At 63.4% G+C, this 12,471-nt stretch carries 10 protein-coding genes; 9 read left to right on the top strand and 1 reads right to left on the bottom strand.

The window, feature by feature from the left end; genetic code table 11:
• Positions 1 to 69: 69 nt before the first annotated feature.
• Positions 70 to 1,266 (top strand): hypothetical protein, encoded by a 1,197-nt coding sequence (locus tag F0M17_RS14240; protein ID WP_149597369.1) that lies wholly within the window; start codon positions 70 to 72, stop codon positions 1,264 to 1,266.
• A 162-nt stretch (positions 1,267 to 1,428) separates the two neighbouring features.
• On the opposite strand, the gene F0M17_RS14235 is transcribed toward F0M17_RS14240, so the two are convergent.
• Positions 1,429 to 1,815 carry a phage holin family protein gene (locus F0M17_RS14235; protein WP_073707738.1) on the bottom strand — a complete coding sequence of 129 codons (387 nt, stop codon included), beginning with the start codon at positions 1,813 to 1,815 and terminating at the stop codon, positions 1,429 to 1,431.
• 82 nt (positions 1,816 to 1,897) lie between these two features.
• On the opposite strand from F0M17_RS14235, the gene F0M17_RS14230 reads away from it, so the two are divergent.
• The 8 genes from F0M17_RS14230 (at position 1,898) to F0M17_RS17495 (ending at position 12,330) form a co-directional block, all read left to right on the top strand.
• Positions 1,898 to 3,007 (top strand): histidinol-phosphate transaminase, encoded by a 1,110-nt coding sequence (locus F0M17_RS14230; RefSeq protein ID WP_052254042.1) that lies wholly within the window; start codon positions 1,898 to 1,900, stop codon positions 3,005 to 3,007.
• Between the two features lie 127 nt (positions 3,008 to 3,134).
• On the top strand, positions 3,135 to 4,277 hold the full coding sequence (pdhA, locus tag F0M17_RS14225; RefSeq protein WP_038993236.1) for a pyruvate dehydrogenase (acetyl-transferring) E1 component subunit alpha: 1,143 nt from the start codon (positions 3,135 to 3,137) through the stop codon (positions 4,275 to 4,277).
• The gene (locus F0M17_RS14220) at positions 4,278 to 5,255 is read left to right on the top strand and encodes an alpha-ketoacid dehydrogenase subunit beta (RefSeq protein WP_038993237.1); all 978 of its coding nucleotides are present in this window, start codon (positions 4,278 to 4,280) and stop codon (positions 5,253 to 5,255) included.
• Between the two features lie 20 nt (positions 5,256 to 5,275).
• The gene (locus F0M17_RS14215) at positions 5,276 to 6,691 is read left to right on the top strand and encodes a dihydrolipoamide acetyltransferase family protein (protein WP_149597368.1); all 1,416 of its coding nucleotides are present in this window, start codon (positions 5,276 to 5,278) and stop codon (positions 6,689 to 6,691) included.
• 134 nt (positions 6,692 to 6,825) lie between these two features.
• Positions 6,826 to 7,266, top strand: a complete 441-nt coding sequence (locus F0M17_RS14210) for a carboxymuconolactone decarboxylase family protein (protein WP_038993240.1) — start codon at positions 6,826 to 6,828, stop codon at positions 7,264 to 7,266.
• A gap of 29 nt (positions 7,267 to 7,295) precedes the next feature.
• Complete coding sequence (locus tag F0M17_RS14205; protein WP_141357337.1) at positions 7,296 to 8,192, top strand: sigma-70 family RNA polymerase sigma factor; 897 nt, start codon at positions 7,296 to 7,298, stop codon at positions 8,190 to 8,192.
• 59 nt (positions 8,193 to 8,251) lie between these two features.
• The gene (locus F0M17_RS14200; RefSeq protein ID WP_149597367.1) at positions 8,252 to 9,757 is read left to right on the top strand and encodes a hypothetical protein; all 1,506 of its coding nucleotides are present in this window, start codon (positions 8,252 to 8,254) and stop codon (positions 9,755 to 9,757) included.
• On the top strand, positions 9,757 to 12,330 hold the full coding sequence (locus F0M17_RS17495) for a hypothetical protein (protein WP_168202028.1): 2,574 nt from the start codon (positions 9,757 to 9,759) through the stop codon (positions 12,328 to 12,330). Before F0M17_RS14200 ends, F0M17_RS17495 begins: the two co-directional genes overlap by 1 nt.
• Positions 12,331 to 12,471 lie beyond the last annotated feature (141 nt).

Here is a 12,471-nt window from a genome sequence, read left to right as displayed (position 1 = left end):
ATATCCGAGGTACTGCTCAAAGCCGCGCAGGCAGCTGATAGCTGCCAGCGCGACCTGGATCTGCAGTGCATGGTGTCAGGCATCGGTGCCAGGGGGTATAAAGTCGGGCTGTTGGGCGACTTGATCAGGGACGCCTATCAGCAGTCCAGAGAGGGGCAAATTGCAGCGTTCGATCTGACCGCAAAAGTCTCCGAAGCCATGCGGAACTATGAAGTTGCCGAGTCCGCTGCTGAACGGATGGTGCTAGCCAGCACGGGAGCCGTGCTGGTGGGAGACTTCATTTCCGAGACCCGCGACAACGGCTGGCGTCCGCCTTTGGAAAGCATGGAAATGTTCCTGCGCTTGATGTTTTCGTACCTGCCGCGCTGGCCCTTTGGATCGAACCTGACGCTGACCGAGCAGATCGAAGGTGCAGCCGAGGATCTGTCGGGCTTTATCCGGCGGCTGGGAGCAGATCGCAATACCGAAATACAGCTCACTGGGCAGGATCCAACGCAAACGGTTGAAGTCGATGGAAAGATGCAAAGCTATTTCCAGTTGCACCAAATGCTGGAAGGCGAAGGGACGGAGAATAACGGGAAGATCATGATCGTGAAGGCTGATGAGGATACGTACATTGCGATCTTCCCGGGTACACAGAATGACTCAGAAGTTCCTTCGCCTTTTGGCCCGGAAGGCATCGCCGACGGGTTCGGGGTGGAATCCGAGAACTTCGCGAAACCGCTTGATGAGGCACTGGAGATCAGCGGAGCGAAAGAGGGCGATGAGCTCATCCTCTCCGGGTATTCGCAGGGGGGCATTCATGTGGCCCAGCTGTCGAAGAACAAGTTCTTGAAGCACAAGTACAAGCTGAATAAAGTCCTGACCCTTGGATCGCCCATCGGCACGATTGACCTGCCAGAAGACGTACGCAGCCTGTCGGTTGAAGACCAGAAGGATATGGTGCCGGGTACCGATGGCGGGCCCAACCCCGGCAAGGGGGAGCATTACACGACCACCTTCCCGGGCCCGCGGGAGCACATGGAAGACATCTTGCCCGACGAGGGCATCTTTGGCGCTCCGCATAACCTCAAGAATTACGGTGACCACCTTCTGGAACTCGATGAGAATCCGAAGCTGGAAATCAGGGAGCATCTGGAGAAGTACTACCTCCCCGAACCACTGGTGAAAATCCGCATGTTCAAGCTGGAGCGGAAGCCGAAAGAACCTCGGCCCATCACGGAAGAGGAGAAGCGTCGGCTCAAGCATGTGGCGCCGCCCCATTAAGATGCCCAAAGCTGCAGCGCGCTATCCAAGGCCAGTATCTTCCGACGCCACAGTAAAAGGCAGCGGAAACGGGGAGATGGCCGGGCCGGCCAATTGGGAACTAACCAAAGAAGACGGCACCTGCCGGTTGCCGTCTTCTTTCAGCCGTGAGCGGTAGTCCGCTTAGTCGCGATCGCTCTTGACGAATAGTCCGAGGACCGCCGAGACAATGGAGATGATGATCGTGCCGGCGATGGCATCCCACCAGAACTGCTCGATGACCAGCTCGATGGGCGTGAAGGTCGTCAGCCATGACGTCAGCAAGAGCATCAGGGCATTGATCACGATTGTGAACAGGCCCAGGGTGAGGCAGGTGATCGGCAAGGAGAAAAGCTTGACGATTGGACGGACCAAGGCGTTGACCAAGCCGAAGATGACTGCAACGACCAGATAGGCGATGACCGTGCTCATGGTGCCTTCGCCTGCCGCGACGATCTTGAGACCGGGCACCACCCAAACGGCGGCGGCGAGGGCAAGCGCATTGACGATGACTCGAATCAGAAAGCTCATGGCTTAACTTTGGCACAGAAATCTGGGATTCGGATGAACCTCGGATATCGCTAAACCCATAGTGAGGACTAGGCTTTGAGGTATGACTGAGAACCCGGTGACCCAAGATCAGGTGCAGCCACGCTCTGTAGTTGCACGTTTGCCAAAATACGCTGCGGGCAAGCCGCCTGCTCCAGTTGAAGGCGTCCAAGCTTACAAGCTGTCATCGAACGAGATTCCCTTTGGCCCGTTGGACGCTGTGCATCAGGCAGTCGTCGAGCAGGACAGCCTGAATCGCTACCCAGACCCGCTATCGACCAAGCTTCGCATGGCCCTCGCCGATTACTTGGACGTGCCGGCTGAAGATATCGTGACCGGCGCCGGTTCCCTCGGCGCGCTGGTGCAAATCCTGAATACCTTCGCGGGCCAGAACGAGGACGGCATCCAGGATGAAGTCATCTATGCGTGGCGTTCCTTCGAGGCCTACCCGATTCTCGTGCAGACCGCCGGTGCGCTGCCGGTGGAGATTCCACTGCTGGAAGATGGGCGCCACGATCTGGAATCCATGATCGCCGCGGTGAACGAGAACACCTCAGTGATCTTGCTGTGCACCCCGAATAACCCGACCGGACCGGTACTCACCCAGGCCGAGGTCGATGATTTCCTGGCACGCGTTCCGAAGAACGTGCTGGTGGTCCTGGATGAGGCCTACATCGAGTTCGTCCGTGATGAGAAATCGGTGGATGGCATTCACACCTACAACGAGAACGAAAATGTCGTTCTGCTGCGCACCTTCTCGAAGGCCCACGGCCTGGCGAATCTCCGGGTCGGCTACTCGGTGGCCCATCCGCAGATCACCGAGAACATCCGCGTGGTCGCCACCCCGTTTGCCGTCTCCAGCGTGGCCGAGGATGCCGCGGTCGCTTCGCTGGCTAATATCGACCTGGTGCTTGAGCGTGTCGAGGGGCTGGTGGCCGAACGCGAACGAGTGGCGGCGGCCTTGGCCGAGATGGGCTGGAAGATTCCTTCCACCCAGGCGAACTTCGTCTGGCTGCCGCTGGGAGAAAAGACCGGCCAGTTTGTCGAGCGGGCCAACGCCGTGGCGTTGTCTGTGCGCGGCTTCTCGAACGAGGGAGTGCGGGTCTCCATCGGCGAAGTTGAGGCAAACGATCGCTTTATTGAACTGTGCAAGGAATCACTCGACCTGGCATAGGGGTAACGGGCGCTGATTTCTCGCGTTTTAGCGGTCAAAGCCTATAGGCTTAGGAACTGGACAAGCCGTATATGTCCCATGCGGAATGTATTCCGCGTGGGGCATATTTATGACCGAAGGATGATAAATGACGCGAGCTGCGACCGAGGCGACGGAGCCGGATCTGATTCAGATCCTGACTCCGGACGGCCAGCGTCAGTCCCATGAAACGTACGATGCGTATCTGGGCGACGTTGATGATGACATGCTTCGCGGTTTCTACCGCGACATGGCATTGACGCGTCGATTCGACCAAGAGGCCACAGCTTTGCAGCGCCAGGGACAGTTGTGCCTCTGGGTCCCGCTGCGCGGGCAGGAAGCGGCGCAGATCGGTTCCGGCCGCGCCACCCGCCGAAGCGACTACATCTTCCCCACCTACCGCGAGCACGGCGTAGCGCTGACCCGTGACGTCTCCTTCTCGGAAATGCTGCGCTTGTTCCGCGGCATCTCCGGCGGCGGCTGGGATCCCCGGGAAAACAACTTCCACATGTACACCATGGTGCTGGCCGCGCAGATGCCGCATGCCGCCGGCTACGGCATGGCGTTGAACATGGAGCAGCGCGGATGGGATGAAGCCCGCCGTGCCAAGGAAGGCAATGCTGTTGTCGCCTACTTCGGCGATGGCTCCTCCACCGAGGGCGAAACCCACGAATCCATGGTCTTCGCCAGCTCCTTCAATGCACCGGTGGTCTACTTCTGCCAGAACAACCAGTGGGCGATCTCCGTGCCTTTCGAGGTCCAGTCCAAGGTGCCTCTGGTCAACCGAGCCGCTGGCTACGGCATGCCCGGAGTCCGCGTCGACGGCAACGACGTGCTGGCAGTCTTGGCCGTCACCCGCTGGGCGCTGGAACACGCACGCAGCGGCAAGGGGCCGGTCCTCATCGAAGCCGTCACCTACCGTCTCGGAGCGCACACCACCGCCGATGATCCGACCAAATACCGCATGAGCGAAGAAGAAGCCCAGTGGGCTCCGAAGGATCCGCTGATTCGCCTGGAAACCTACCTGCGCGATAACAACCTGGTTGATGACACCTTCTTCGAGCAGCTGTCCGCCGACGCCGACGCAATGGCTGCCAAGGTCCGCGAAGACGCCATGGCCTTCCCAGTCCCGCCGCTGGCCAAATCGTTCGAGCAGGTCTACGCCGAAGCGCATCCGCTGATCCAGGAAGAACTGGCCTGGCATCTGGAATACGAAGCAGGATTCGCCGATGCGGCTGAGGGAGAGCACTAAATGACCACCACGATGACCCTGGCCAAGGCCATTACCAGCGGCCTGGACAAGGTGCTGGAAACCAACGACAAGTCCTTGCTGATGGGCGAGGACATCGGACGCCTTGGCGGCGTATACCGGATTACCGACGGGCTGATCGACAAGTACGGCGAGCACCGCGTCATCGACTCGCCGCTGGGCGAGGCAGGCATCGTCGGCACCGCCGTGGGCATGGCCCTGCGCGGCTTCAGCCCGCTGGTGGAAATCCAGTTCGACGGCTTCGTCTTCCCTGCCTTCAGCCAGATCACCACCCAGCTGGCCAAGATGCACGCCCGCTCCGAAGGCCGGCTGACCACTCCGGTGGTCATCCGCATCCCGTACGGCGGCGGCATCGGCTCCATCGAGCACCACTCCGAATCCCCGGAAGCGCTGTTCGCCCACACCGCTGGCCTTCGCATCATCACTCCGTCCAACGCGCATGACGCCTACTGGATGATCCAGCAGGCAGCCAGCTGCCAAGATCCGGTGATCTTCTTCGAGCCCAAGCGCCGCTACTGGCTCAAGGGAGAAGTGGACACCGGGACCCCGGCCCTGGATGCGTTCAAGGCGCAGGTGGTCCGTCCGGGCACCGACGCGACCATCGTGGCCTACGGCCCGCTGGTGCCGATCGCCCTGGCCGCCGCGGATGCCGCGTTGGAAGACGGACGCTCCATCGAGGTCATCGACCTGCGTTCGCTCTCGCCGATCGACTTCGACACCATCACCGAATCGGTGCAGAAGACCGGACGGCTGATTGTCACCCACGAAGCGCCGACCTTCGGCGGCCTGGGTGGCGAAATCGCCGCCCGCATCACCGAGCGCGCCTTCCTCTCGCTGGAAGCCCCGGTGCTGCGCGTGGGCGGATTCCACATGCCGTACCCGATTTCCAAGGTGGAATCCCAGTACCTGCCGGATATCGACAAGTTGCTTGAAGCCCTCGACCGGTCCTTCGCTTACTGAGCGGAATCCAAGGAGTAGAAATGACAGTCTTTAATCTCCCCGATGTGGGCGAAGGGTTGACCGAAGCGGATATCGCTTCCTGGAAGGTCAAAGTAGGGGACACCGTTGAGGTCAACCAGATCTTCGTCGAGATCGAAACCGCCAAGTCGCTGGTCGAGCTGCCCTGCCCCTTCGCCGGGGTGGTCACCGCATTGCACGCGGATGAAGGCGACACCGTGCTGGTGGACAACCCGCTGATCACCATCGACGAGGAAGGCGGCAAGCCGGCCCCGACCGGCACCCCGGAACCAGCCGAGGCGCTGGCCACCGCGGCGCCGCAGGCCAGCGAGGAACCCGGCCCTCTGGTCGGTTCGGGCCCGACCGCTGATTCCTCTGTGCGCCGCAAGCGCACCAGCCGCCCCGCACCTTCGGCAGCCGGTGCCCGCACCGCAGCGGTCCGTGCCTCCGGCTCCGCTTTGGCCGAGACCATCTCGCGCCGCGCGCAGTCCCTGGGTACCGCCGTGACCCGCGAAGTGGATCGCCGCAAGCCGGCGATGGCGAACTTCGTTGACCGCGTGCTGGCCAAGCCGCCGGTACGCCGGCTGGCCAAGGAGCTGGGCATCGACATCAACGATGTGGTGGGCACCGGCACCCAGGGCGAAATCACCCGCGAAGATGTCAACAGCTACCAGGCCCAGCGCGAAGCCGAGCACGCAGCGGCGCCAACCTACTGGGCCCACGGCCAGCTGGCCGACGCCCGCATCGAACGCACTCCGGTGCGCGGCGTGCGCAAAGCCACGGCCAAGGCCATGGTGGACTCCGCGTTCACCGCACCGCATGTCTCGATCTTCGTGGACGTGGATGCCAGCCGCACCATGGAATACGTGGCACGGCTGAAGAAGTCCCGCGACTTCGAAGGCATCAAGGTCTCGCCTCTGCTGGTGCTGGCCCGGGCTGTGATCTGGGCTGCCGCCCGCAACCCTTCGGTAAACGCCAGCTGGGTGGAAACCGAGAACGGCGCGGAGATCCACCAGAAGCGCTTCATGAACCTGGGCATCGCCGCAGCCACCCCGCGCGGCCTGCTGGTGCCGAATATCAAGGACGCGCAGAACCTGAACATGAAGGAACTGGCCATCGCGCTGAACGAGCTGGCCACGACCGCGCGTGCCGGCAAGACCCGACCGGAAGACATGCGCGACGGTTCGCTGAGCATCACCAATATCGGTGCGCTGGGCATCGACACCGGCACCCCGATCATCAACCCGGGCGAGGTGGCCATCGTCGCCTTCGGCACGATCCGCCAGAAGCCGTGGGTTGTCGATGGCGAAGTGGTTCCGCGCTGGATCACCACCCTGGGCGGATCCTTCGACCACCGCGTGGTTGACGGCGATCTCTCGGCCCGCTTCATGGCCGATGTAGCATCAATTCTGCAGGAACCAGCCATGCTGCTGGACTGAGCTGCGGATAACAGCACCCCGGAGAGAACTTCTGAAAAAAAGTTCTCTCCGGGGTGTCACAGTTTAAGCTCCGGTTTCGACGTACTTTTGAAGGGCAGGAACCTGCCTGGAAATCGAATGACAGGAGACACGCCATGCGCATGAATTTGAGCAAAACGCACAAGAAGGGGTACGCCGCCGTACTGGGACTGGAAGCCTACGCCAGCCAGTCGGTGCCCAAAGAGCTCTACGAGCTGGTGAAGCTGCGCGCTTCGATCCTCAATGGCTGCTCCTTCTGCACCGATATGCACTCCCACGACGCCATGGAGATGGGCATGTCCACCGCGAAGCTCTTTGCCGTGGCTGCCTATAACGATTCCCCGCTGTTCACCGACGCCGAGCGCGCTGCCCTGCGGCTGACCGATGCGGTGACCCGGCTTGATCCTGCCACCGGGGTCAGCGACGAAGTCTGGGACGCGGCCGCTGACGAATTCAGCGAGGAAGAAATCGGCAACTTGATCCTGGCGATCGCCACCATCAACGTCTGGAACCGCATTGCCATCCCGACCCAGCTCGAACCGCCAGTGCGCGACTAGTGCCGGGAAGCGCAGGTAGAATCTGGCGCGTGGAGCAACCAACGGAATCTGCAGCGCTGGCGCAGTGGGACGCCGAGAAGCGCCGGTTGACCGTCCTGGCCTACAACATGCTCGGCGTGTGGGCGCAGGCCGAAGACGTGGTCAGCGAAGTGGCCGAGCAGCTGCTCAAGCTCACCCCGGCAGCCACCGAACAGGTGCGGAACTGGCCGGCGTTCCTCACCACGCTGGCCACGCGCCGGGCGATTGACGTGCTGCGCTCGGCCCAGCGCCAGCGGACCGACTATGTCGGGGAATGGCTGCCCGAGCCGGTAGGCCAGCTGGCGCTTCCCGAAGATGAGGCCCTGACTGGATCCATGCTTCGCCTCGGCGTGCTCTTCCTCCTCGAAGAGCTCTCGCCCCAAACGCGGGCCGCCTACGTGCTGCACCATGCCCTGGGCTACAAGGCTGCAGAGATTGCCGAGGTGCTGGAGGCCTCGCCGGCCGCGGTCAGGCAGCTGCTGAGCCGGGCCGGCAAGAAACTGGGGCACACCGAAGCGCCCAGCAGGGAAGCAAGCGAAATATCCTCATTGCTGTCGAAGGTCGTGGCAGCCATACGCCATGGCGACGCCGAGGAACTGGTCCAGTTGCTGGCCAAGGATGCGGTGCTCTACTCCGACGGCGGAGGCAAGGCCCGGGCCGCGTTGAACCCGGTGCTTGGCGCGCAGCGCATTGCCCGCTTCCTGGTTGGCGTTGAGCGGAAAAATCCAGGGCGAAGCGTCTTCTTGGGAGAAATGAATCAGGCGCCTGCACTGCTTTTCAAGCTGGCGGGCCGGCAGGACGTGGTGGCGATCGAGGTGGCCGCAGGACACATTCAAACCATCTTGCTGGTGTCCAACCCGGACAAGCTTTCCCACGCCAGCGCGCAGTGGACCATTCTGGACGGGTAGCGGAAGACTGTTTCACGTGGAGCGGAGTTGTTCAAATCCCTGTTGATACAGTAGTTTCCATGAATCGACCCCGCAGCTTTGGTCCGTTGGCACTGGGCAGGATCCAGTGTGCGTGCCTGCTGGCCGCCGTTGTGCTCGGCCTCGGCACCGCAACCGTCCCAGCCCACGCGTCTGCCGCGGCCACGGAATCCGAAGCACCGGCACCCGTGTACCCCTCGGCGACACCCAGCGATGGCGCCGAAGACGAGGGCACGGTCCTCATCCCGTCGGTGACATCCCAGGAAGGCAACTTCTACCTTGCGGTGACCGACGCGGCGCTCGACGACGTGGATTCGGAAAGAATCATGGACCAGGTCCGGCAGGCCGTGGGCGAGCAGGATGCGAAGATCCTGCTCGGGGTGGACCAGGAACCGAACAACCTCAAGGGAGCCGCGCAGCTGGTGCGCGGGATGCTGATGTTCGGGGACAGCGACGCGCTCAGCGATGACTGGCTGGAGAACGGAAAGACCCTGGGCTACGTGGGCAAAGGGTGGATTGCCGTCGGGGTGATGCTGCCAGAGGACCCCGCCGATGAGGTCGAGGTCTTCGTGGATCCGGGGCGCGATATCAGCGAAACGGACCCCGGGTCCAGCCAGAAGATCCTGGCAGCCGGCGACGAGGCATTTAGGGCGGGGGACTACACCGCAGGCATCACCGAGGTCGCGCTGGCCACGACCCAGCAACTGCAGGCGCCGCCGGACCGGACGCTGTCCAAGGTGATCGCCGTGGGCGTGCTCGCTGTGGCAATCGTCTTCATGCTCGCCTGGGCGTGGCGCGCCAAGCGCCGCAAGGCCAAGAAGGCTGCGGCTGCCGAACGCCTCAAGCAGGCCGAACTGCTCGAATCGCGGATCCAGCAAGCCAACCGCTACCTCGGCCGCAAGCCGGTGCCCGACTTGGGCCTGCCGGAACAGGGCCGCTTGGCCGAGGCGATGGCGGAACTGGAAAAGCAGCGTGCCGGCACCCAGCATGGTACCCAGCACGCACAGGACCTGGATCCGGGAATCGCCGTCCAGGAGCAGGTCTCCGAAAAGCAACTGGCAGTTCTGCGCCACCGCGAACGCGAACTCTCGCTGCTGCGCGGCGCGGTCCAGCTGGCCCACGACTTCGCAGGACGGCCACGGGATTCTCGCGAATCCTGGGCATCGATTTTCGAATACCACCGTGAGCGGCTGGAAGACCTGGCGCTGTTCCTCGATCTTCCCGGTGCAGGGCAGCTGGGCTGCGCCCAGGCCGCGCGCACCGTGATCATCACCCATACCGATGAGCTGCAGCTGCTGCGAACCCGGGTGGGCCGGCGGAACACCGGAGCCCAGGATGCTCCGGGCATTCTGGACCGGCTTTGGGAGTTGCGCGACGAGCTCGATGGCGTGCTGCGCGATGCGCTGGCGCAAGCCGGGCAGGCGCGGCTCAAGGTTCCGCAGGGGCTGGGTGAGCGGATGGCAGGCAGGCAACCGGCTGACGCTGCGCTGGAAAATGATCCCATTGCGCTGCTCAGGAATTTCCTGCCGGGAAGCGAGGCCCGCTGATGCCTGCCCGTTTGATGCATGATTCCACCGGACGGCGCTTGCGCCGCCCCTTCCACTGGACCGCCATCGCTGCCATTTTCATGGCTTTGGTGACCACGGCCCTTGGCGTACGCGCCGTGCTTGCGGTGCAGGCAGCCAACGTCCCTGCACCCTATGAGGTCACGGTAGTGGTCCAGGGGGAGAACGGCTTCAACATCACCCAGCAGACGGTGGACGCCGAGCTGGCCCGGCACCCGGTGCGGGCCACGGCCCCGCTGGAACTGGTCATTGCCGACCGCTGGCTAACGGGCGATGAACTGCTGCGCGGGGAAGTGCCCGAAAACCAGATCATCGTTTCGACCAAGATGGACAACCGGGATTCCGGGCAAAGCGAGGCCGAGCAGCGCTTCTCCGGGGTGGGTGTGGACCGGAATCTGGTCGCCTCCGACGACGCGCATGACGACCTGCGCTTCGATATCGAGAATGCCTTCATCAAGAACATCTCGGTAGGCCATGGCCCCAAGGCTGCGGTGGCCGCCGCGCATACCGCCGCCGTGCTGCTGGATGATTCGCCCAGCAACTCGGCGATCTTCTGGTTCGCCGTAGTGGGCGCCAGCGCCATGGTCACCGCGGCGCTGCTAGCCAGCGCCCTGCGCTTCCGCTCCCGGTGGGCTTCCCGGCACCGGCGGCTGGCCGCGGCCCAGCGCAAGCTGGCCCGCGTGGTCCTGGATCTCGAAGCGTTGGAAGCCACCTACCAGGCAGCTGATCCGGGGCACCGCCCGGCCGGCTTCACCAAGGCCTGGCGGCAGCTCGAAGCGCTCTCCCTTGATGCCGCCCGGCGCGAGGACCCCCTGGTGCGCCTGATCTTCGACCGCGCCGCCTGCCTGGACAAGAAGACCGGTCAGCAGCTGGCCGCCTTCGAGGCCGATGCGCGCACGCTGACCGAACTGGCCGACTCCCTGATGGGCGCCGGCTCGGTGCATGCCCACCTGGCTGGCACCGGATCCACGTTCGACAAGCTCAGCGCCCCGATCAACGATGCCGCCACGGCGCTGCTCATCCGGCTGGAAACGGCCCCCGGCACCATGGTTGCCGGCAAGGACCTGGAGGATTTCCGCGGCGCCTTGGGCGAACTGCTCAACGCCGCCCACGGCGACACCGGCCAGCGCACGGCCGTAGAGCGCTGGGCCGACGCCGAAAAGCAGCTGGCCAAGCTTGCCGCGAAGATCTCCACCCGGTTGCGCCGGTATCCGCGGGGCCAGAAGCAGGAGGTGCCGCCGATTGGTGCCCAGCACAATGAGCTGCGCGCCAGCCTGGGGCTGCCGCCGGTCACCAAGCAGAGCGCTTTGCAGCAGATCGCCACGGCGAATGCGCTGGCCCGCGGGGTGCTCGGCGACACGCTGCAGACCGACCAGGCCGCTGGAGGGACCTCGGGCGAACCTGCTGGCTGGCAGCGCATGCTGGCCCGGCTCGCCAGCACCCGCAAGGCAGCTGGCGATGAACCGCCGAAGCTGCGCCGGGCGTGGAAGTTTGGACTGCTTGCGGCCCTGCTGGTGGGCAGCCTGATCGCCTCGGGGCTCATTGTCGCCTCGATAGCCAACGAACCCGAACGCACCTATGAGGGGTCCGGCCGGGGAATGGAACTTGAAATCGATGACCAGGGCCAGCTGGTTGACGAGTCAGAGATCCGCCGGTACATGGAAGAGGACTTCGAGACCACACAGCGGATTCTGGTCGCGGTGCGCGACGCGGAGGCCTACCTGGATCTCAACGAGGTCGAAGGCTATGACTTCCGCGAATCGACACCCGAGAGCGTGCGCACGGCGATCTTGCGGATCAAGGACGAATACTCAGATCGCGCGGACCCTGCCAACGGGGAGCTTCCCGAGGACTTGACGATCATTCCGCTGCTGATCACGGATGAAGGCAAGGGCATCATGCCAGGGCTGATTTCCGGTGCGGTCATCAGCGGAACCGCCTCGTGGGGAACAACCGGCGGGTGGGAGCACGGAAGCATCTACGAGTCGAACTATCCGGCGATGGAAGCGGCCGGTGCGGCCGAGGACTTCGCCGTGGTGCTCAAGCGGGCCGGCTATGAGCAGCCGGACTACAACACCACCTTGCTCTACTGGATGCTCGTGTTCATGCTGTTCTTCACGGTCATCAACGTTCTCCAGGTGATCCAGTACCTGCTCGGGGCCAGCACGCAGCTGACCCGGTTCTCCCGCGGTTCGCGGTCGGTGCAGCAATCACGCCGGCAGCTGGAGCAGCTGGCCATGGGCCTGGAGGATTCGCAGATCAATGCGGTGGCAGTGCTCGGTGCAAGCGAGGCGGGGACTGCCGACGAGGCAGGCCAGCGCTTATTCGAGCGCGCCCTGATGATGGCGTGGCGCGAGGCCGAGGAATTGTCCTCGATGACCTTGGGACAGCGCCTGCAGGCCGGCTATGCCCAGCGTGCGGCGCATCTGGCCCAGCTGGTGGCGTTGCTGGGCGAACGCGATGCCGATGTGGCGCGGCGGGCCAAGGCGCTGGTGCTGGCCAGCCGCGGTGCCGGCGGGGATGCGCCGGCGGAAGTCCAGCTGCCGGGAGCATAATTCAATGCTTCCGAGGTCAGAATGCTAGTGGCGATGCTTGAGTTTTCCGAATCAATACAGTCAATGAGTAGACGTGCTTGGAGTCGAAAAAAACTAGCTGACTCGAAAACAATATGTAGTGCGCATCGATAATGCTGGTAA

This window comes from Glutamicibacter sp. ZJUTW, assembly GCF_008370855.1.
GTDB classification, from domain to species: Bacteria; Actinomycetota; Actinomycetes; order Actinomycetales; family Micrococcaceae; genus Glutamicibacter; species Glutamicibacter nicotianae.
The sequence above is the reverse complement of the archived record's forward strand: the minus strand, read 5'-3'. Positions and strand labels throughout refer to the sequence as shown.